The 20,309-nt window shown below is 38.5% G+C and carries 28 protein-coding genes; 6 read left to right on the top strand and 22 right to left on the bottom strand.

Annotated elements, in window-relative coordinates; genetic code table 11:
- Nucleotides 1-232: 232 nt before the first annotated feature.
- Nucleotides 233-811, top strand: coding sequence for a histidine phosphatase family protein (locus R6U77_RS14855; protein WP_319836236.1), 579 nt, complete (start codon nt 233-235; stop codon nt 809-811).
- Between the two features lie 20 nt (nt 812-831).
- On the opposite strand, the gene R6U77_RS14860 is transcribed toward R6U77_RS14855, so the two are convergent.
- From R6U77_RS14860 to R6U77_RS14870, 3 genes are all read right to left on the bottom strand, one after another.
- Nucleotides 832-966, bottom strand: coding sequence for a hypothetical protein (locus R6U77_RS14860; protein ID WP_319836237.1), 135 nt, complete (start codon nt 964-966; stop codon nt 832-834).
- A 16-nt stretch (nt 967-982) separates the two neighbouring features.
- Nucleotides 983-1,147, bottom strand: coding sequence for a hypothetical protein (locus R6U77_RS14865; RefSeq protein ID WP_319836238.1), 165 nt, complete (start codon nt 1,145-1,147; stop codon nt 983-985).
- Between the two features lie 198 nt (nt 1,148-1,345).
- Nucleotides 1,346-2,767, bottom strand: a complete 1,422-nt coding sequence (locus R6U77_RS14870) for an SgrR family transcriptional regulator (RefSeq protein ID WP_406601048.1) — start codon at nt 2,765-2,767, stop codon at nt 1,346-1,348.
- Nucleotides 2,768-2,855: 88 nt separating this feature from the next.
- Between R6U77_RS14870 and R6U77_RS14875 the strand changes: the two genes are divergently transcribed.
- The gene (locus R6U77_RS14875; RefSeq protein ID WP_319836240.1) at nt 2,856-3,377 is read left to right on the top strand and encodes an MFS transporter; all 522 of its coding nucleotides are present in this window, start codon (nt 2,856-2,858) and stop codon (nt 3,375-3,377) included.
- Nucleotides 3,378-3,381: 4 nt separating this feature from the next.
- On the opposite strand, the gene R6U77_RS14880 is transcribed toward R6U77_RS14875, so the two are convergent.
- The 5 genes from R6U77_RS14880 to R6U77_RS14900 all read right to left on the bottom strand — a co-directional run bounded on the left by R6U77_RS14880 (nt 3,382) and on the right by R6U77_RS14900 (nt 6,242).
- Nucleotides 3,382-4,083 (bottom strand): class I SAM-dependent methyltransferase, encoded by a 702-nt coding sequence (locus R6U77_RS14880; protein WP_319836241.1) that lies wholly within the window; start codon nt 4,081-4,083, stop codon nt 3,382-3,384.
- 326 nt (nt 4,084-4,409) lie between these two features.
- A complete protein-coding gene (locus tag R6U77_RS14885) occupies nt 4,410-4,889 on the bottom strand; it encodes an SRPBCC family protein (RefSeq protein ID WP_319836242.1) in 480 nt (159 codons plus the stop codon).
- A gap of 88 nt (nt 4,890-4,977) precedes the next feature.
- Nucleotides 4,978-5,178 (bottom strand): cold-shock protein, encoded by a 201-nt coding sequence (locus tag R6U77_RS14890; RefSeq protein ID WP_004230088.1) that lies wholly within the window; start codon nt 5,176-5,178, stop codon nt 4,978-4,980.
- Nucleotides 5,179-5,420: 242 nt separating this feature from the next.
- The gene (locus R6U77_RS14895; protein ID WP_293928393.1) at nt 5,421-5,708 is read right to left on the bottom strand and encodes a DUF1033 family protein; all 288 of its coding nucleotides are present in this window, start codon (nt 5,706-5,708) and stop codon (nt 5,421-5,423) included.
- Nucleotides 5,709-5,771: 63 nt separating this feature from the next.
- Nucleotides 5,772-6,242 carry a hypothetical protein gene (locus tag R6U77_RS14900; RefSeq protein ID WP_319836243.1) on the bottom strand — a complete coding sequence of 157 codons (471 nt, stop codon included), beginning with the start codon at nt 6,240-6,242 and terminating at the stop codon, nt 5,772-5,774.
- 118 nt (nt 6,243-6,360) lie between these two features.
- On the opposite strand from R6U77_RS14900, the gene R6U77_RS14905 reads away from it, so the two are divergent.
- On the top strand, nt 6,361-6,984 hold the full coding sequence (locus tag R6U77_RS14905; protein ID WP_319836244.1) for a CGNR zinc finger domain-containing protein: 624 nt from the start codon (nt 6,361-6,363) through the stop codon (nt 6,982-6,984).
- Nucleotides 6,985-7,026: 42 nt separating this feature from the next.
- Here R6U77_RS14905 and R6U77_RS14910 read toward each other — a convergent pair whose 3' ends face one another.
- From R6U77_RS14910 to R6U77_RS14920, 3 genes are read right to left on the bottom strand one after another with little or no spacing between them, the layout of a single operon-like run.
- Nucleotides 7,027-7,833: a sugar nucleotide-binding protein gene (locus R6U77_RS14910; protein WP_319836245.1), complete on the bottom strand. Its 807-nt coding sequence runs from the start codon at nt 7,831-7,833 to the stop codon at nt 7,027-7,029.
- Entirely contained in the window at nt 7,830-8,471 is a 642-nt protein-coding gene (locus R6U77_RS14915; protein WP_319836246.1) for an HAD family hydrolase, read from the bottom strand. The genes R6U77_RS14910 and R6U77_RS14915 overlap by 4 nt, the downstream gene beginning before the upstream one ends.
- Before the next feature lie 16 nt (nt 8,472-8,487).
- Nucleotides 8,488-9,111 carry an NUDIX hydrolase gene (locus R6U77_RS14920; protein WP_319836247.1) on the bottom strand — a complete coding sequence of 208 codons (624 nt, stop codon included), beginning with the start codon at nt 9,109-9,111 and terminating at the stop codon, nt 8,488-8,490.
- An 82-nt stretch (nt 9,112-9,193) separates the two neighbouring features.
- On the opposite strand from R6U77_RS14920, the gene R6U77_RS14925 reads away from it, so the two are divergent.
- Entirely contained in the window at nt 9,194-9,883 is a 690-nt protein-coding gene (locus R6U77_RS14925; protein WP_319836248.1) for an aspartate/glutamate racemase family protein, read from the top strand.
- Nucleotides 9,884-9,912: 29 nt separating this feature from the next.
- Here R6U77_RS14925 and R6U77_RS14930 read toward each other — a convergent pair whose 3' ends face one another.
- The 4 genes from R6U77_RS14930 to R6U77_RS14940 form a co-directional block, all read right to left on the bottom strand.
- Nucleotides 9,913-10,296 (bottom strand): VOC family protein, encoded by a 384-nt coding sequence (locus R6U77_RS14930; RefSeq protein ID WP_319838382.1) that lies wholly within the window; start codon nt 10,294-10,296, stop codon nt 9,913-9,915.
- A gap of 107 nt (nt 10,297-10,403) precedes the next feature.
- Entirely contained in the window at nt 10,404-10,499 is a 96-nt protein-coding gene (locus R6U77_RS19880; protein ID WP_406601049.1) for a hypothetical protein, read from the bottom strand.
- A 79-nt stretch (nt 10,500-10,578) separates the two neighbouring features.
- On the bottom strand, nt 10,579-12,030 hold the full coding sequence (locus R6U77_RS14935) for an ATP-binding cassette domain-containing protein (RefSeq protein ID WP_319836249.1): 1,452 nt from the start codon (nt 12,028-12,030) through the stop codon (nt 10,579-10,581).
- Nucleotides 12,031-12,265: 235 nt separating this feature from the next.
- The gene (locus R6U77_RS14940; protein WP_319836250.1) at nt 12,266-12,733 is read right to left on the bottom strand and encodes a hypothetical protein; all 468 of its coding nucleotides are present in this window, start codon (nt 12,731-12,733) and stop codon (nt 12,266-12,268) included.
- 184 nt (nt 12,734-12,917) lie between these two features.
- Here R6U77_RS14940 and R6U77_RS14945 point away from each other — a divergent pair, with 184 nt between their 5' ends.
- Nucleotides 12,918-13,541 carry a class I SAM-dependent methyltransferase gene (locus R6U77_RS14945; protein ID WP_319836251.1) on the top strand — a complete coding sequence of 208 codons (624 nt, stop codon included), beginning with the start codon at nt 12,918-12,920 and terminating at the stop codon, nt 13,539-13,541.
- 77 nt (nt 13,542-13,618) lie between these two features.
- On the opposite strand, the gene R6U77_RS14950 is transcribed toward R6U77_RS14945, so the two are convergent.
- The 7 genes from R6U77_RS14950 to R6U77_RS14980 all read right to left on the bottom strand — a co-directional run bounded on the left by R6U77_RS14950 (nt 13,619) and on the right by R6U77_RS14980 (nt 18,255).
- Nucleotides 13,619-14,035 carry a hypothetical protein gene (locus R6U77_RS14950; protein ID WP_319836252.1) on the bottom strand — a complete coding sequence of 139 codons (417 nt, stop codon included), beginning with the start codon at nt 14,033-14,035 and terminating at the stop codon, nt 13,619-13,621.
- 12 nt (nt 14,036-14,047) lie between these two features.
- Nucleotides 14,048-14,773: a hypothetical protein gene (locus tag R6U77_RS14955; protein ID WP_319836253.1), complete on the bottom strand. Its 726-nt coding sequence runs from the start codon at nt 14,771-14,773 to the stop codon at nt 14,048-14,050.
- On the bottom strand, nt 14,766-15,476 hold the full coding sequence (locus tag R6U77_RS14960; RefSeq protein WP_319836254.1) for a hypothetical protein: 711 nt from the start codon (nt 15,474-15,476) through the stop codon (nt 14,766-14,768). The genes R6U77_RS14955 and R6U77_RS14960 overlap by 8 nt, the downstream gene beginning before the upstream one ends.
- Before the next feature lie 101 nt (nt 15,477-15,577).
- Entirely contained in the window at nt 15,578-16,123 is a 546-nt protein-coding gene (locus tag R6U77_RS14965) for an NUDIX hydrolase (protein WP_319836255.1), read from the bottom strand.
- Nucleotides 16,124-16,179: 56 nt separating this feature from the next.
- The gene (locus R6U77_RS14970) at nt 16,180-16,728 is read right to left on the bottom strand and encodes a hypothetical protein (protein ID WP_319836256.1); all 549 of its coding nucleotides are present in this window, start codon (nt 16,726-16,728) and stop codon (nt 16,180-16,182) included.
- Nucleotides 16,729-16,878: 150 nt separating this feature from the next.
- Nucleotides 16,879-17,088 carry a hypothetical protein gene (locus R6U77_RS14975; RefSeq protein ID WP_319836257.1) on the bottom strand — a complete coding sequence of 70 codons (210 nt, stop codon included), beginning with the start codon at nt 17,086-17,088 and terminating at the stop codon, nt 16,879-16,881.
- Between the two features lie 276 nt (nt 17,089-17,364).
- A complete protein-coding gene (locus tag R6U77_RS14980) occupies nt 17,365-18,255 on the bottom strand; it encodes a 3-hydroxyacyl-CoA dehydrogenase (RefSeq protein WP_319836258.1) in 891 nt (296 codons plus the stop codon).
- 337 nt (nt 18,256-18,592) lie between these two features.
- On the opposite strand from R6U77_RS14980, the gene R6U77_RS14985 reads away from it, so the two are divergent.
- On the top strand, nt 18,593-20,308 hold the full coding sequence (locus tag R6U77_RS14985; RefSeq protein WP_319836259.1) for a methyl-accepting chemotaxis protein: 1,716 nt from the start codon (nt 18,593-18,595) through the stop codon (nt 20,306-20,308).
- Nucleotide 20,309 lies beyond the last annotated feature (1 nt).

Below are 20,309 nucleotides of genomic sequence, written 5' to 3' on the forward strand. Positions count from 1 at the left end.
CGAACGCCTAACAAAATAAAGATTTCTTCATTATACTGAGAGGCTCTAATCGATGCTAGATTAGCTCAAACAAAACATATTATACCGATAATTGCATACGTTAGAAGCTGATTCATAAATAACCCTCCTCGTATGAATATTTATTAAGCATATACACTACGGAAAATTTTGTAAAGTTCACTTGCAGTCCTTTGCTCCTTTCCAAAATTTAAGTAAAATAGACAAAAAGGAAGTGTATCCATCATGGAGATTTGTTTCGTTAGACACGGGGAAACGGCTTGGAAAACTACAGGGGCATACAGATGTTGCATTAAATGATATTGGAATCCTCCAAGCCAATGCCTGTGCGAATTTTTTCAATGGCGCAGCGTATGGGCTGATTGTAACAAGCCCTTTAGAACGAGCTAAACAAACTGCCTCGATTATTGCAGCAAAAAATAAATTGCCAATAGTTGAAATGGCTCATTTCCTTGAAAGAAGCTACGGAGATGCAGAAGGATTAACAGTAGAGGAACGCACAATTCAGTTTCCCAATCGCCAATATAGAAACCAAGAGGCAAGAGAGGCGTTAATCGAACGTGTCATGCAAGGGATTCATCAAATTCAGCAGCAGCATCCTGTTAAGAAAGTAATTGTTGTTACACATGGAGCTGTGATTAATAGTATTTTAGCCGCACTGTCCAACAATCGAATTGGCTCAGGAAAAACAAAATTAGCCAATGCTAGTTTAACAATTATCCGATTCGTTAAGAGGGCATGGCATATTGAAAGCTTCAATCACATTGCTCACTTACAGCCTACTTACAACTAAAATTTACAAAAAAGAGCTGTCTACTCTGACAGCTCCAATTTATATGAACGCATTACATCATCTAAAAACTGATTTAGCGTCTCTTGTTTAAATTCAATTGGCTTGACTGGCGCATTTTCAATTACTTTTAATTGATCCGCAGTTGTAATTGTCATATGATATTTCATTTTATCATTTAGAAATAAATAACATTTTAAAATAAACTAACGCAATACTAACAGCAAACAAAATAGCTGGTATATATTTGAGAAGCTTCTTCGATTTTTTCTTGCTAATTTGATAAAGCCATACGGCAATAACTGCTAAAATCAATATAGCAATAGCTAATAAGTACACTATGCAACACATCCTTTTAGTTTATTAATTTTAGTGAACCTATTGATTATTCACTGTGCTGTAAAATGAATCAGCTCAGAGTTCGTGATGATGCTTGCTGATATGCCTATTTTATTTGGGCTGTCCTTTTTTATCGTTGGACATCTATATAACGACGCAGTTGCTGGCGGTATGGCAGCAATTATTTATAGTTTTATTTTATTTTGGAACAGGGTGATTTTGCTTATTAAAGGGTTTCTCACTAAGCATGCTTTCACTGACCCAGCATTTCGTTAAGTTTGGATAGCCATAAATGATTTCGTCGCTTCTTCTAAAATTGCTAGGATAATATATTTCGCGAAAAGCTGTATACAAGGGCGTGTGCCATGTATTATCTACGTACATTGATAACGGGTGCTCTTTGTTCTGCTCTAAAATAAAGGCTGCCACAGGATATTCTCCTATCATTAAGACATCTACTTGCTCAAATAAATGATGCATGGTAGTGTCATCGAATTCCAGCTTGAGTACCTCCGCTTCTATCCTTTGTTGCGCCAAAAATGCTTGTAAAGCTTCCACAAACTTGGATTGATTGACAATATAGCCAATCCGTAATTTCTCTATAGTTGCGTGTTGTAAGCTAGGCAAATTTTCATGTGCATATGAAATTTTTAATGGATCTACTTGTTCAATTTGTTGTGCGAATTGCTTTAATATACCGAGAATAAAAAGACGTGCTTCTTGTCTTTGCCACTTTCGAGAATGGGGATTTAAGTATGCAGAGACAAGACCACCTAGCTCTACATGGCGTTGATATTGCTGCTGTATTGACCATTCTAGTTTTCTTTTTAATGTTGAGGGAATCGTTACAAATTGAATATTGGCAATTAGCGCATGTGGAAGATGGTATTGTGCATTCACCGTTAATTGCACTACGCCTTTCATATTCTGAAGCATTTTATAGGCACCTGTTCCAATGTTTTTTACAAAAGGATGCTGTAAGCTAAAGTCCAATTGAGAAAAAAGTGTGAGCAGCTCCTCTTCCTTGCCATTATAAATAACTTCAAAAGTTGTGCTTGTTCGCTTTTTAATATGTATGACTTTGCGATAAAAATAGCTGTATTTCTCCAGCTCAAATGTTGCTGTAATCGATTGAATAATCTCCTCTACCTTCACTTTCTCACCATTGTGCCAATAAATAAAGGGACGAACATAAAAAATAAAACAATCTCCAACTTGCTCCCAATAATGAACTATATCTCCTTGAAATTTATCTTGCTGCTGCGTTACAAGACGACTATAAATATGTGATAGCACCCAGCCGCTTTCCGTATCTATATAGTGATGTGGATGAAGATTGAGGCTTTTGCTATAAATAGGTATTGTCAGCATCGGGTCCATTGAGTGCGTATTTAGTAGTAGCTGCTCTGTTAATAGTGTCGCTACTTTTTGCTGAAATCCCTCTGTGAAGTAGGTCATCTGAATAGCTGCCAACATGTTGAAATCTTTTTGCTCAAATGCTTGCTTCAATAAAATCAGAAGCTGGTGTTCTACATCCTTTTGCCAGTGAATTGTTGATAGATGCCCTCTCCCTTTTCCTGCATAGTAACAAATCCAGCCCTCCTCCTCCCATTTTTTCAATTTACGTACTACTTGCTTTGGACTTAGCTGTATTTTGTGGCTTAAATCATCAATAGATAGCTGATCATTGCGCAATGACCATAGTATTATGATGATTGGTCAATTAACTTATCATACAACAGTCGGGTTTTTAGCAGCTTATACGTATGAGATTTTACAGTCTACAGCACCGGTTTATGGATTGCTTGAAATAACATTATCCATCAGTGGCGTGTTAGCAGGGCTGCTCGGCGCAAAATATATGAAACAGTTTAAGCAATTTTCTCCAATCATTCTTATTGTAGGGTTAATGCTTTGTCTGCTTTTATTGGCATTGGCGCCAAACATTGTTTTTGTCGTAATTGGCTGTGCTGGGATTGGCTATAGTACAACGTGGCTACGGACAACCTTCCAAGCAATTCAGCAACTAGCTACCGCCCACCAATATCACGGTAGAGCGGCGAGCATTCGCATGTTTTTTAATCAAGGTAGTGTTGTTTGCTTAACACCGCTTTTCGGTATACTCGCTGAGCGTTATTCCATTCATTTAGTCTTTTTCATATTAGCAAGTATCGGCGCTGTTGGCTTGTTTCTTTGTACGATGCGGCAAATACGTGAGCAATTTAATTAAGGTTTTACTTTCTAAAAACCCCTACAATGAACCCGTCCAAACCAAATATCGTGCTTGGCTGTTGGATGGCTTTCATTGGGCGAATTTCAATTGCTTGAAAATCATTAAAAATTACTTGCAGCTTTTCCTGCGTATAGCCGAGTCCACCTTGCAAGCTCCTTTGCTGATAAACTTCCCAATCTGACATTGCCGAGCCGCCATATGCACCATGTTCAGCAAAGCAATTAACCGCAAAATAACCACCCTTTTTCAACGCTTTTTGCACAATCTCAACATATTGCACACGGCGATGTGGGGCAATATGGTGTAGACAGCCTGCATCATAAATAAAATCATAGTAATTTTCTTTAAGTGGCAGCTCAAACAAATTCGCTTGCTCGAATTGAATGTGCGCTTGTGCCTCTGTAGCTCGCTCCTTTGCCCATTGCAAGGCAACATTGGATAAATCCACCGCGTGCACATCAAAGCCTTGCTTTGCTAAGTAAAGAGCATTTCTTCCAGCTCCACAGCCTAGCTCTAATACTTTTCCCTTGTGCAATATGCCTTGCTCCACATATTGCACTAAATTTTCATCTGGTGCATTGACGAAAAACGGTACTTCCTTTTCTCGATTTGTATAAAAGTCATTCCAAAATGTAGTTGGCTCTCGCAGCATGTCATCAAGCATTGTCATTGCATCGTCCATTGTTGTTATAAGCTTTGTCATCAACAGTTCATCCCCTTCTATCATTTAAGTATAGAGCAAGGGGCTTTAGGCTATGTTACAGCATGATTAAAATGCATTTAAATATGAAAAAAATGATGGTGATAAAGTATTATAATTAGCCTTATTTTGGTTGTTAACAGCGCATTATACATAGAACAAATTCGAAGTTGACCTGCTATACTCATTTTTTAAAAAGCGCATAGAAGTGATTGTCATCATGCTAGTGATGTGCAGTACTGTTACAACAGATGTTCAATGTTACAAATATTACAAATTGATGACAGCATTTCTGCATAAAAAAAGAGCATACAAATTGTGCGCTCTAGCTAGACATTTAGTAACTTCGTATATGCTTCGTAAAACTCTTTCCAATCCTCTGTCGGAAATTCCTGTTCACGCTCTCCTCGCAAAACCCCTGCGAATAGCTGCAAGCATATATGCCAGCCAGCTAAATCCTTTGCGTTATGTGCAGTTAACTGCCAAATGCTTTCTGTTAAAGTTAGCATCGTTCCAGTTTCGCCAGGCTGTAGCTCGAAGCGCACATGGTCTTTGCCCCAATCGAAGGCGAATGTCTTAAATTCCTCATAATCAGTAATTTTCATTTCAATAAAAGCGTCTGTGTCATCTAACATATGAAAATGCATTTTACCATTTTTACGTGCGTCTACGATTTCTAAATTACGCATCCACTGCTGTAAATAATGATTTTCCGTTAGCACCGCCCATACTTGCTGCACACTGCTGGGAAATGAACGTGTGAATTGAGCGATGGTCGCATTTGGTTGCTGTGAAATAGTTGCTAGCATTGTTTTGCCTCCTTCATATTCGATGTAAAAAAGCACTTCCCATTACAGGAAGTGCTTTGGATTAACGATTTACATTTAATTCTAAGAATTAAAGTTTAGTTACGTTAGCAGCTTGTGGTCCGCGGTTGCCATCTACAACTTCGAATTCCACTTTTTGACCTTCGTCAAGAGTTTTGAAACCTTCGCCTTGGATTGCAGAGAAGTGTACGAATACGTCGTTTTCGCCTTCTACCTCGATGAATCCGAAGCCTTTTTCTGAGTTAAACCATTTTACTGTACCTTGTTTCATTTGAGAAAACCTCCAAAAAATAAAGTGAACAATATGGAATTGTTTACCGAAATAAAAATTCACATATTACAAAGAGTACCGTCATTTACACCGATCACTCTTTGTAATATGTGAATCCATTGTATCCGGTCAAGCAATTTTATTGTTATCCTTAGTATACCATCATTTTACACTATGTCAATTTATTTTCTTAAATTTTTTTAAAATTTTCGTTTATTTCTGTTAATTGCAAAAAGCCTTTATTATTCTGGCTTTACCTTGATTAATCCGTGATAAATTTGCGCATCCTCATCGCATGCCTCACAATATTCGCATTCATTTTCTGTCCAAAAGGCAAAATATGCCTCTTGCTTTTTGGCTTCTTTTTCATATTGCGCACGAAACTGCTGCAGCATTTGTTGAAAAGCACTCTCTAGTGCCTCTTCTGTCTCGTAAAAGTATGTCTCCTGAATGGTTTCTTCCCAGCCTTCAAATTGCCACCATGGCTCATAATCAGCCTTCATATAAATAATTTTGTACAGAATAGACACCCTTTCATGCATTTACATAACTGTTATTTTAATTGTATTGCAAAAGGATGTCTAATGAAAAGGTCACTGCGCCTTTATAATCTTTAACATTTGTCGGATTGCTCCAAGATGATAGACTGAATGCGCTAAAGAAGGTATCACCACATTGGACAGAACTTCGTTTTCTTCAATTGCATCAATCGCCTGTAAAAGTACTTGATATTCATTGCGCAAATCTTTTTGTATTTGAGCCCATTGTTCTTCGTCTACTGCTTGAATCTCCCAGCTTTTCTCCCATTCCATTTTTGGCTGCTTACCAGTATTTAATATGCCATTCGTTCCCCACATATGGTAACGAATATGATCTGTATGTGCCGCTAATGTTGTGCCATGGATGAGCAAGGAAGCTTCGTCGAAAGTGCTTTCCTCTAATACACCAAAGATGCCCGAATTCGGCTCAGGGTTAGTGAACCAGCTGCCTTTCACTGGAATTGGTGGACCTTCAAATGTTTCCTTTATCATTGCTTTCACTGAATTTCTTAATGTTTCGTCCATGTTTTTTCCTCCAATCATTTTATAACCTTCTAAAAATATTTAGGTGGTTATATCATAAAATTTTTGATTCTAACTGTCAATCCCTTTTATAATAGTTATGATAAGGAGGGCATTAAAGATGTCTAAAATAAATACCAATGCTGTCACTTTTATTGGTGAACGCTTATGTTTAAATTTTACCAACACCGCTAGCTGGCATAATAGAGAGCAGCCAATTGAACAGCTCGTCAATTACGAAACGCTTATTTATTGGAGCAGGCAGATGGAAATTATCACAGCTACTCAAGGAAAGCATTTACTTGAGCAGGCTGAAATTTCACCAATTGAGGCTGAAAAAACGCTTGCACATGCGATAGAACTGCGAGAAGCGATGTTCCGCTTATTCAAAGCAATAGCTACGAATCAGCAGGTCAAGCCTTCAGATTTAGCTATTTTAAATAACTATGTCAATCAGGCATACAGCTTAGTTGAAATTGTCCCAAAGGATAGCGGATATGCTTTCACATTTCAAAAGGGGCAGCAGAAAATGGATTGTATGCTGTGGCCCATTGTCCAGTCAGCGGTTGACCTTTTACTTTCAGAGGATCTAAGCAGAGTGAAGCTATGTGAAGGAGAGCCCTGTGGTATATTATTTTGCGATGTTAGCCGAAATAAAAGTAGACGTTGGTGCTCAATGGAGGATTGTGGCAACAGAGCAAAGGCTCAACGTCATTACAACAAGAAAAAAATCCAGAAAACATAGCAAAATGGCTCTAGTTATCGAGTGAATAACTAGAGCCATTTTTCAAGCTGTTAAAGCAGCAACAATTTGCGCGTTTGTGATATATAAATCACTTGGTAGACGATTTGGTTGCTCTGTTTTTAAGCCAAAGTAATAGGTGCTTTCTGCATTCTCATATGGCACAGGCTCCAGTGTCGCTTGTTCAGGTAACAGTTGCTCATAGAAGGCACTGTCCGTCAGCATATCTGTTGCACCTAAGTGGATGATGCCCGTTAGGTCATTTTCCATAATATAGTGCAATTGTTTCGCAAGCTGTGTGTCTAATAGGAAGCTCCATTGCAAATTACTGTAAGGCTTAATAGGTTTGTTTGCTGCAATGTCCCCCTGTAGCTTGCGCAAGCGTGGACAATCCTTGCCCCATATTCCTGGGATACGCACGATGCAACAGCGCTCTTGTAAGCTTTCTTGCAGCATCTTTTCACGGGCAATTTTAAACTTGCCATAATCTGATTTTGAAATTGGTGTATCACTTTCTATATGATGTCTCGTCAAATCGCCATCAAAAACATTGGTAGTGGAAATAAAATAAAGCGGTGTAGCGCTATGCTGCAAGAATTCAGCCAATGCTTTATGCAGCGCAAGCTGTTTCCTATAATCTCCCTGCAAGCCTGACACAACAATATCTGGCTGTACGCTTTGGAGAATATGCAACAATGTCTCTGGTTCTAAATCCAAGTAAAATTGCTTGTGCTCTGGCAAATTCACCGAGGAGGAAAAATATGTACCATAGACATCAAAATCATGGCGACATTGCTCCACTAAAGCTCTCCCTACAAGTCCGCTTGCCCCTAAAATTAATAGCTTTTTCATGCCAAGCCCCCTAGCAATTTTTTAAATTGTGTAACATCCTTTACAATATGATGTGGCTCTGCCGTAAATGCTTGCGTTTGATAATCTGGTAGCCAGTGCACCCCAACTGTTGTTACATTTGCCTGTAAGCCTGCCACAATATCTGCCTCACTGTCACCTACAAATATGGCTTCTGTTGAATCAACCGCTAATAAAGCTAATGCCTTGAATAAGCCCTCTGGTGCAGGCTTTGGCTCGACTACATCATCCCCTGTAATCATGACAGCAAATAGGCCGTCCATCTGTAACGCCTGTAAGGAAATATCTAAGCTTCTTCTTGCCTTTCCTGTGAAAATACCTAGCTTCATTCCTGATTTTTTCAAATCCTGCAAGAGCGCTGCAATTTCATCATTTGGCTGGACAAACTGCGCATGACTCTCTGCGTACTTTTCATAATACAGTTCAATCGCAGCTTCTTTATTTGGATGCTGCAAATTCGCTTGAATAATACCTGTTTCAGAAGGTCCAAACATTTGGACAATTTCCTGTGCAGTTAGCTCCTTCCCATCGAATTGTTGAAAAACGCTTTGAAAGGCGTAAAAGCAAATCGGCAGGGTATTGGCTAATGTTCCATCAAAATCGAAGATAATTGCTTTCATTTTTATTCCCCCTATTTTAGTCGAAATATGCCTCTTTATTTGGATTGAGCTGATATTCAAACATTAATTTGATTTGCTCTAATGTATTTCTTCTACTCGATAGGCTTAAATCCTCTATTTGCTGGAAATTAAAAAAGGCAACATCCTCTGTTTCCAAGCCTGTGCTGATTTCGCCACTTAGAACTTCGCATTGGATAAATATTTTATAAATATAGGAAAACTCTGGCGCAAAATTATGCTTATATTTGTCCATAATAGCTAATATTTTCATTGGCTCTACCGTCACACCAGCCTCTTCCTTTACTTCTTTTACTGCCACCTCACCTGGAGTTAAGCCAATATCCGCCCATCCCCCAGGTAATGCCCAGCAATTATCGCTTTTTTCTTTTACTAATAACAATTGGTTTTGGTCATTGAATACGACTGCACGGATGTCTGTTTTTGGTGTGGCATAGCCCTCTTCAGCAGAGAAAATCATATTAATTTCTTCATGCTTAAGCGTTGTTAATTGTGCGATTAATTTTTTCGTGATCGCCTCTAATTCTATGTAGCGTTCTTCATCATACGGGTCTTTTGTGTAGGCTAATCCTGTTTGGGTAATACCTCTCATTTGATTTAATAGTTTAATAATTTCTTTCACTGTAAATCCCCCTTTTCTTTTAGGACGTGTACTTTCCGTTCCTAGTTTCGATTATAATAAGTTTACTAAAGGAGGAGATGGCATGAAAGCAATCGGGTTAATTGGAGGTATGAGCTGGGAATCGTCAGCGCAATATTATCGCCTTATCAATGAGGAAGTAAAGCGCCAATTAGGGGGCTTGCATTCTGCGAAATGCTTGTTGTATAGCGTAGACTTTCAGGAAATTGAGCATTACCAAGCAGCAGGGGCATGGGACAAAGCAGGTGATACTTTAGCGAATGCGGCGTTATCCTTGCAAAATGGAGGCGCAGATTTCATCGTCATTTGTACAAATACAATGCATAAAGTCATCGACCAAATCGAAGAAAAAATTAACATCCCGATTGTGCATATTGCGGATGCCACAGCCAAGCAAATTCAACAGGCAAAGCTCAAGACGGTCGGTTTATTAGGTACAAAATATACAATGGAGGAAGACTTCTATAAAGAGCGCATTGAGGCAAATAGTATTCATGTATTGATTCCATCTGCACAAGAGCGGGAGCGCATTCATCAAATTATTTTTGAGGAGCTATGCTTAGGTATTATTGAACCTGCGTCTCTTGCATTTTATCAAGAGACTATCCGTAACCTAATCGCAGCAGGTGCTGAGGGTATTATATTAGGCTGTACCGAAATTGGTTTATTAGTCAAAGAGGGCGATGCAGATATTCCTTTATTTGATACGACCGTGATTCATGCATTAGCGGCAGTGAATCGAGCATTGCAATAAACTGGATGGGCGTGTGACACGCCCATCGTTCAATCATGTATTCCAGTAGAGTTCATTAATACAACCCTCCAACCATCAGGGTCTTCAAATGTGATACCTAGTGCATGCCAATACGGATTTTCTGGCACAACAGAGTGATAGCCCATGATATGCAGTTTATTTGTTATTTCCTGTATTGTCTCAAGGCTAGGAATATAGAATACTAGTAAATTATCTTTAGTTGGCGCAGGGCATGGACTACCATTGATATGTTGAGTAAACTCTAAATGGTAATCAAATTCAGGTAAGCCAATCATCACCCCATCATATCCTGCATGTCCTTCAAAAGAGCCGATTTTTCTTAACCCTAACCCTTCACAATCAATTACGCCTTGGCGTAATTGCGTCGGGATTTTGCATTGTGCAAGCACAATGGACTCCTTTCAAAATCCCTGACATCCGCCGGAGGCTTTATTAGGATTCAGTGAGTGTTTGGTCACCCACTGAATCCAGAGCAATCTATATATTCATCGAACCACCTTTAGAGGGGGGCGTTTTCTACTGAATCATGATAAAAGCGCACTACTTCGTTAAGCTGATTCGTAGGACGTGCTATCCTTACTTGAGCTATTTGCATAAACTAATCCCCTTTGGTTATGTCATATGACCATTTTAACAAAGGAGCTTTAGCAAAAAAATTAGACCTTTGATTGACATCAGCTCATCTTACTTAATTTTATTTTCTTCGTGGCAATTGCATTAACATAATGCTCATTGTGGTCAATGCCAATCATTGTTGGCTGATGCTTTTGAATGGCAGCAATTAACTGGTCAATCGCATATAAATCCAGATGATTTGTTACTTCATCCCATGCGAACAGCGCATTTTGCCCAAGCAATGCCTTTGCTAAAAATGCTTTTTTCGCCTGCCCTGCACTCCATGCGGCACTCGTTCGATCCGTTAGCTTTTCACGTCCCACGTCTAACTGACGCAGCATATGCCAATATTCCTCTCGCTCAGTCTTTGTCAATTGTTCAATGCTCGCTAAATAATTGGCATTGTCTGCACTGTTTTGGTGAAAGATTGATGTATTTTCGGGTAAATGAATACGGTAATCTCCCGTTGTTTCAAATGTTTCTACTCCTAAAATAAACTTGAATAGCGTTGTTTTCCCTACACCGTTGTCGCCTTCAATAAAAAAGCGGTCATATGGATAAACGTCTAACGTAATCGGCTGAAACAATGGCACACCATTTCTTAAAATCGTAAAATCCCTGAAATAGAGCAGCTGCTTTTTTGGATGCTCGATATGCATTTTTAGCTCAGCTATTTTTTCGATATTATCAATTAAATTTATTTTTTCCTCAATTAATGCCTCTGTGCGCTTTTTAATTGCCTTGGAGCGCTTCATATGCTTTGCCGCAGTGCGCCTTGCTGCCGCATCTTTCGAGCTGTTTTCCTTTTGCGTGCCCCAATCACCTACACGCTTTGCAACCGCATCGAGCCTTTTAATTTCTCCTTTTAGCTGTGCATTCGTTTCCTGTTGTAAACGATCCGCGTGCGCTTTTTCATATTTCCATGTAGCAATATTACCTTTGATTAAATCAATCGACGACTTATTAATTGCTAATACATGGTCAATACAGTCGTTTAAAAAGCTTTCATCATGGCTGATGACAATAAAGCCTCTCTTGCTTTTTAAATAATTGCTGACAATTTTTCGACCGTGTAAATCTAAATGATTTGTTGGCTCATCGATTAAAGGAAAACCTTGCGTATTGGCAAAAAGCGCAATGAGTAGGATTTTCGTTTGCTCACCACCGCTTAAGAGACCAAATGGCTGCTGTAAAATTGTAGCTGGCAACCCCATCATCACAAGCTCTCGCTCCATTTCCCATATTTCCAATCCGTCCAAAGTAGCATACACAGGCTGTTGTGCGTCAGGATATGTAGGAAAATAACTGAATGTCAAATTCGTTTGAATCGTTCCCTTATAAGCAAGCTCCTTTAGTAAAAGCTTGAAAAAGGTCGTTTTCCCTCGCCCGTTGCGTCCAACAAGGCCAAGCCTCCAATTACTATGCATACTCAGCTGTAAATTTTCAAAAAGCGGCTTTGTCATCGTATCATATTGAAACGTGACATTTTTTATTAATATGTTATCAGTCATCATCATGTCCACCTTTTTCTATAGATTGGTGTACACGCATAGACAAAAAAAGCCTCCTGAAAAGTTTTCAGAAGGATTAGAATTTCATATGTAGATATGCGAGAAATGGGCATACTAATCCTATTTTAGTTGAAAATGCGTATACATTTTACTTGTAAAATAGAATTATTTGATCATGCTTCATCCATCATCCTCTCGGAAATATTGCTATTACTATAGCATTGACAAAATGGAATTACAAGGAATTTATTAATAAATATAAATAATCCACTTCTAGTAATAAACGATTTAAATCAAGTATCGCTTTAAAAAGCATATAGCATGTGATTGTTGCTGCTATTCCTGCTACAGTGACCGCGCCATTTGTTAATAATGTTTTCCGCTTTTTATAGGCAAATACTACTGCGAGCACGATAAATAGAAGGTAGCCTAGGCATATGATAAAAAAACTAAATGCCATTTTTCCTTCATTCACGGTTATCATAAATTTCTCTAAATAAATTTTGTTATTTATTGTTTCTTCAATTGTCGTAAATTCATGCTGGTAACCAATTTGCCAAATAAATTGCTGGTCTTGCTTTTCAATACTATATTGATAGTCCCTAAACTTACCTGTCGCAATGATGTCCTCCTGCATATTCGAGCTACAGGCAACTAAAAATACGGCGAGGCTTATCAAAATGATAAATAGATTTTTTTTCATGCAACCACCTCTTTCTTTTATATTACCATAAAAGAAAAATATGGAATTACAAAATTATTATTGATACACTAGAAATCGAGATAATTTTCAAAATTATCAAGACTACTAGTGAAGGAGTGCTTACGATGACAACAACATTCAACATTCGTTTAAATAAATATACTTATAACAGGAGGATTCTTTTATGTTAGACAAATTAGGCTTTGACCATTGGGCAGATTATTACGAAAAAACGGTATCGGAGGCGGAAGCAAGCAATCGCTATCCTTTTGCGGGCTATGATAGTTTGCTCGCTATGATTTGTGAGCGCATCGCACCTAATCATACGATTTTAGATGCAGGTGTCGGTACAGGAACACTTGCGAAAAAGCTGTATGATGTAGGTAATCCCGTTACTGCCTTTGATTTCTCGACTAAAATGGTTGATGCTGCAAAGGAAAAAATGCCAAATGCCCATATCTTTGAATGGGATTTAGCAAAAGGTATGCCATCAGCACAGCTTGATTCACAATTTGATGCAATCATATGTACATATGTGTTGCATCATTTTACAACTCAAGAAAAAGTAACGCTTATTGAGCAAATGTGCGAGTATTTAACAACGTCAGGCTGTTTATATATTGGCGACATCTCTTTTATGACAGCGGAGCATCTTGAAACATGCAAGCAGGCGCATCTGAACAGCTGGGATCACGATGAATTTTATTTTGTCGAACAGACAATTTATCCAATGTTAACGGAGAAATACAATGTTCAATATGAGCAAATCTCTCATTGCGGTGGACTATACATTGTGTCACTGAAATAATTCGTTGAGCGAATTTAGCCATTGGATGAGCGAATCACAAACTAGCCCTGAAAATCGAAAATTTTCAGGGCTTTTTTCTAATAATATGAGCCTTGTCTGCGATGGTCACTACCGCCAAAAATGAATACAATAAGCAAGCCTATTATAAGAAGTCCTGACATTTTTTGCAGTAAATAAAAAATGAAAATAAGAGAAAATAGCGCAAGCAATATGCCGAGTACAATATTAACCCACTTTTCCCCTTCTGGATATTCATATTGCCAATTTCGCTTGAAGGTAGGCCTTATCCAAACAAATGCCATAATAGCAAGACCAAGCAAAGACATTAAATTTAGCAAGACAGTTGCATACTCTGCATTTTGTAGCAAGCCTAGCACACCATCGAGCGACACTACCTCCAGCTTTTGATAATTGGCAATGGTCACAATGCCTACAACAATAAACAAAGCAGTCAACAAAGTTTTTACTGGTTGAATACGCAATGTTTTCATCATCATATGTCCCTCCTATTCTAGCAATTCCTCCGTAACGCTTATAATATAATGAAACTGATTTGTGCCAAAGCCTGTTGCGTAACCATGCTGGTCAGCTTCGTGAGGCACTGCTTCTTTATAAACATATTTTGCATAAAATTGAGGTGGTTCCTGATAAGTAAATGTGTTAAACCAAGATGGCTGCGCTTCAAATTGATACTGATTTAGCTGATGAAGCGTTTCACTAAATGCTTGCGACATTGGCTGTACGCCATAATGTTGATTAAGATGAAGCGTTTCCTTCAATTGAATTTGCGGAACGTAGTGCTGATGACCAGTGCTGACAAAAGCGTTGCGCTTCCTCAATAAATAGATGTCCACGCTGTCAATCGCATCCTTTGGGAAATGCCAAACGAATACAATGGAACGAGGATCGTTCGCATCCAGCTGCCAGCCATGCATAAATGTACTGCTCCCAATGCGAACATAGTCGATTTGCCACTTTCCCTTCCTCCATTGATACAAAAGAGAAGCTTGTTGGCCATCTTCAGCTAAGATGGGGACAAAATAATGGCTGTCATCAACTCGGATAATATCTTCAACCGATTGAACTGTGATAGTAGGCTCAAATTGTTTGAGCTGCTGGATGATTTCGGTTTGTTGCACAAAGGCCTGTGGCTTGGAAAGATAAAATCTGTAGGCAGCAAAGCTGATGATTAATAAAAGTAGTACCATTAATGCAACACGTTTTTTAGTCATCTGTATTCCCCCCGCCAATCATTGAATCTTTCAAATAAAAGTAAAACTGCTTCCCTTTATTTATCACAAGGAAACCTTTGCCATTTGCCTCTACAAAAATAGTAGGCTGTATGCCACTGCCCTGTTTAGCTTGTGTGTCGAGAAGTAGGTAAGGGAATTTTTCTTGTACTGGTGTCGTTTGCTCAAATACAATTTCATTGTACCAATCAAACACATCATAGGACTCACTTGGAACTGCTATGATCCCCTCAAAGCTTTGTGGTAAATGAAGCTTGGGCGATGCTTGTGCAGATGGATGAACCGCTAGCAATTGTGCATCCTTTACATCTGCTAAGTAGATTGATAGTTCATCTGTTGGATAAAAGAAGCTGCTAAGCAAATGGTTCAGCAAAAATGATAGTACAAATAAATAATTCGCAAAAAAGCCAAGCCATGCAAATTTTCGATACGTTGCCCAGCTCCCACGATGACGTAAAATGGCCCATAACACCCACAACCCTAAAGGCAATACCGCGATTTGGACCGGCTCATCGAAAAGCGTCCACGTCAGGGATAGGGAAGATAAGCCAACGAACACTGCAATAGTGGCTTTCCAAATTTGGGGTTTCTGCTCCTGCTTTTTATAAATTTTAATCATAGCTGCGATAATCACTAGCCAGCAAATGATTGTGAGCAACCATTCTATAATGCTTATATTCCACAAAAGTAATACCCCATTTCATAGTAAAACTAACCTAATTATACCAGATTTTATTTATTTAAAAATGGCTATTGAAAGCTTCTTTTCAATAGCCACATTTTTATTTATTTGCCTAACTGTCTTCTCGCTAAATAATAGGCGTTCACAGTAAATAATTGAGTGTTGATTTGATTGTTTTGTACTAGTTGCTCGAATTCATCAAAATTCAATAAAACAATTTCGATTTCTTCCGTATTATCTAGTTGCTGGTCGCTTGCTTGATATGCATCAACAATTAAAAATGTAGCTATTTTATTCGTTTGTGTGGCAGGATTAACAAAAAACTCCCCTAGCTTCACAGGCTGTATATCTGATGTATAGCCTGTCTCCTCACGCACTTCGCGTAAAATGCCCTGTTCGAAGGTTTCTCCCTGTTCCATTTTTCCTGCGGGTACTTCCACAAAAAAATCATCTGCTGCATAGCGATATTGCTTCACGAGGACGATTTGCTGCTCCTTTGTTATGACAACAGCATTGACCCAGTCCGCATATTCATTAACATAATAGTCTTGAATGACAAAGCCATTTGGTAACTCACACCGATCCTTTCGCAAATGACCAAAGTTTGATTGATACACATACTCAGAGCTTTGCGTAATCCATTTTTTCACAGACTTCTCCTCTTTCTATCATACAATTTTCATTTATCATACTATATTTCCATATATTAATAAATCGGTCGAGTAAACGCTGGTTGCCAAATGCTCTTTGCATTTTTGCGCATGGTGATAGTCGTTTCCTCCCCTGTCATAGGAGAAAAGAATGTAATAATGCCTGTGTCCTCAGATTGCGCTGTAAATGTACCTGCTTCTAAGCCAGCAAATGCCCTTGCACTGCGTAAACGCTCTATTTCCTTTGTAAAATAAGCTTCGCGTACGAGCTGTGCCTGTTCAATATACTTTCTGATTTCCTTTGTTTCGCGATTGTCCACCGTTGTAAATAAAGCTTTATACATGGCGAAATCTTGCTGCATCTCTGCTACGACATAAATTTTTGCAATGCTTATTGGGTCAATATTGCGGAATAGCTCTAAGTTATGACTTGCTTTGAAGTCGTCATATAACGCTTTTTCCTCTAAGCTTAATTCAAATGTTGGCTCAACCTTTGACACACCGATGACTTTGCCTGCAAGCTGTTGCTCAGAAATCGTGGTAATTGTATGACCATTTTCATTATGGTATAAATATTCGCCATATTGCTCAACGATTTGCTCCATACATCACACCTCCTTCTTTACTTGCTTAGACGTTTGTTAGCTGTAAAATTGTTCAACCTTCATCTAAATGTCAAAAAAGAAAGTCACCTGTGTCGATGCAACAGGTGACTTGATATGCTATAAAAATGGGACTAGAAGATTTATCAGCTTCTACTGTTTTTCACATGAGATCATTTGGTTTGTCGCTGTTTTTGTAATCGTCAATGTATTGTCATTTGTCCAGCTTTGAAAACATTCTTCGATTAACCGTTGATTTGTCTTATGTATATTCGCCAAATCCATCAATTGCAATGCTGTATAGCCTATGATTAGTGCACTTGCCAGTATCGTGATTGCTACTTTGAATTTCGTCTCCTTCATCAATATGCCCCTTTCCCTAAGCTAGATATTTACATTACATTGTAAATTATCACCAGATGAAATACAATCTTAAATAAAAAGGGGCCGACCAGAAAATGAACTTTCTGGTCGGCTCCGCTTTTTTACATAGTCAATTTTTGATTAAAATTGTGCTCCTGCGGTGGTCATAATAGAGCTTTGCTGCGACGAGTAATCGCAGGAGCAAATGGTTTTAACTGCGACGAGTAACCGCAGGAGCAAATTGTCACCATCCTCGTCGCAAAGGGGGCGTCCATATTATTTTAAGAAATCTGGTTGTTGGTAGGCTGGGTTTGGATATTTGTAGAAGCCTTCCCCTGTTGCCACGCCTAGTTTACCTTGATCGATTAATTCTGTTTTTAATTTTTCAGCGATTAATTTTGACACTTCATCGCCTTGTTCAGCTTTTGCTTTCGTTAAGTTATAAGGTGTTGTCATGCCGATAATATCTAAGAAAGCGAATGGTCCAACTGGCGCACCTGTTGAAATCATCCAGTTTTTATCGATTGCATGTGGATCAGCTACTTCGTTTGCCCATAAATACTGAGCCGCATTTAAAAATGGCACTAATAGCGTATTTAAAATGTAGCCTGGCTGTTCTTTATGAAGGCGGAATGTGACCATGTCGATTGTTTTCGCAAAGTCTTCTACTAAGTCTGCATATTTCGCATCTGTACCCGCATGTCCCATTACTTCCGCGATATTGTTTTTCCAAATTTCATTGGCAAAGTGCAATGCTAAAAACTTCTCAGGACGACCTGTGTATTCAGCAAATTGGCTTGGTAGCATTGTCGATGAGTTGGAAGCAAAAACCGTTTTTTCTGGTGCTACTTTGCTTAATTGCGTATAGAAGTTTACTTTAATTTCAACAACTTCAGGTACTGCCTCGATGATTAAATCCGCCTCTTTCACTGCCTCCGCTAAATCTGCGCTATAAGAAAGGCTAGCAAATGCTTTTTCAGCACGCGCTTGATCGTTAAAATATTCCCCGTAAACAGCCGTTAATTTTTCAAAACGCTCTTTAGCTGCTGCTAATGCTTGGTCGTTAATATCGTATACTGTGACATTATAACCAAAAAATGCTGTTTGAAATGCGATTTGGCTACCTAACACCCCTGAGCCCGCAACTGTAATATGTTTGAATGACATATAAAACATCTCCTTGTAGTTGAATTAATTTTATTGTACATCTTCTTACACGTAAATTTAACCTATAACAATAGGTTTTTCTCTTATAAATAGACATACATTTGTAGGTTTAATTATATCCTGCTACCCAACATAAATTTAGTATGCACTTCCGATTTTTATATCATACGCATTGCCTTTGTTCCCTATTTTACAGTTGTCTATAAATACTACCATTGTTAAAAAAGTTTTCATTATTCTGTCTATTATTCCCTTCTTTCCTATGATAGAATAGTCGTGATGTGTTTTTTACAAAAGGGGCTTTTCTCATATAAAAATGGCAACGGGAGTGATTTTTTTGTTTACGGTATTCAAACGAAAAGAAAATGTTCAGGATTTTTTTACAAGAGGTACGGATTTACAAGTGACTGGACGTTTCTATGATATTCTTGCTTTCAATCATTTTTCACAGCAGGACCAACAAAATTTATTAAAAATTTCACAACATATTCAAGATGCTACCCCATCGTTAGAGCAATTTTTAGTGCGACATTTAGATGAAATTGCGCCACCGACTGGACATTCGGTATCTAGCCAACAAATTGCTGCGTATTTACAGCGCTTTTTTAATGCCGAGCGGGATAATGACTATGTCAATCAGCTTATTAAATTTTTTAATATGCTACGTGAGCAGCGCTTTGAAATAGGCAAATTAGTTGTTGTTTGGAACCAATTATCATTTTATATACTGTCACATGTACTACATAAGCAATCTGCTGGAAATGAATTTTTTAAAACGATGGCAGCGGCGATTAATATTGAATTGCAGCTTTTAACAGAGGTTTGTGCTGAGCGTTTTATGGAGGATGTTATTACAGAAGTAGCCACATTAACAGATGCACATGCGCGCATTATGCATATGAAGGATTTAGTAATAAGCTTAAATAATCAAACGGAGGAAATTGCCTCCTCTTCTGCTGGGATAGAGGAGCTGACATCTTCCATTGCTGAGGTTGCCCGCACTTCTACGCGCATTGCCGAAAAGACAAGCGAATCTGTTACTTATGCAGCAAAAGGTCAGCAGGCTATTGAGCATGCCTTACAGGAAATTTTCACGACAGAAGAAACATTTACGACAATTGTTGATGGCTTTACTAACTTGCAAAAATATGTGGATGATATCGAGCAAGTTGTCATTTTAATTAATCAAATTGCGGACCAAACAAATTTATTAGCGCTTAATGCATCGATTGAGGCAGCGCGTGCAGGCGAGCATGGCAAAGGCTTTGCAGTCGTTGCACAGGAAGTACGCAAGCTCGCTGAGGGAACAGTATCAGCTTTAGAGGAAGTCTCTCATAATGTCCATGCATTGAAATCGTATTCAAATTCCGTTTCACAATCGATTAAAGAAACGACGCTGACGATTAAAGAAGCAACTACTGAGGCGAAACAATCATTGCCACTTTTAGCCTCCATTGTGGAAGCAATTGAAGGCATTGATGCGGATGTGACAAATACTGCCGCTATTTCACAGCAACAGGCAGCAGCACTTGATGATATGTCTGCCCGCATTGCAGATATTGCAAGCATTCAAGAGGATGTTCAAAACTTTAGTGATGTTACATCACAGGATATTCATTATTTAGGAAAGGAAATTAATCGTTTCCGTTCAGAGCTAACAAGCAATTATAATGTGACATTATCCAGTATCTCATTATTACAATTATCGAAAGCCGACCATATTTTATGGAAATGGCGTGTTTATAATATGTTCTTAGGCTTAGAATATTTACAGCCAAGCGATGTGTCCTCACATAAAGAATGCCGTCTTGGCAAATGGTATGCAGATGAGCAAACACAGCGTCGTTTAGGCTCACATCAATCATTTATCGAGCTAGATTACTACCATGAGCAAGTTCATCTATTTGCGAAAAAGGCTGTAGAGGCGTACAATAATGGTAATATCCAAATTGCGGATGACTGCTTACAAGAAATTAATCAAGCGTCAGAGAAAGTGCTGCATTATATTAATGATTTAATTGCAATACTTTCGAAGGAAAGACAATCTATTTAAA

Origin of the sequence: Lysinibacillus louembei (genome assembly GCF_033880585.1) — a bacterium.
In the GTDB taxonomy this organism is placed as follows: domain Bacteria; phylum Bacillota; class Bacilli; order Bacillales_A; family Planococcaceae; genus Metasolibacillus; species Metasolibacillus louembei.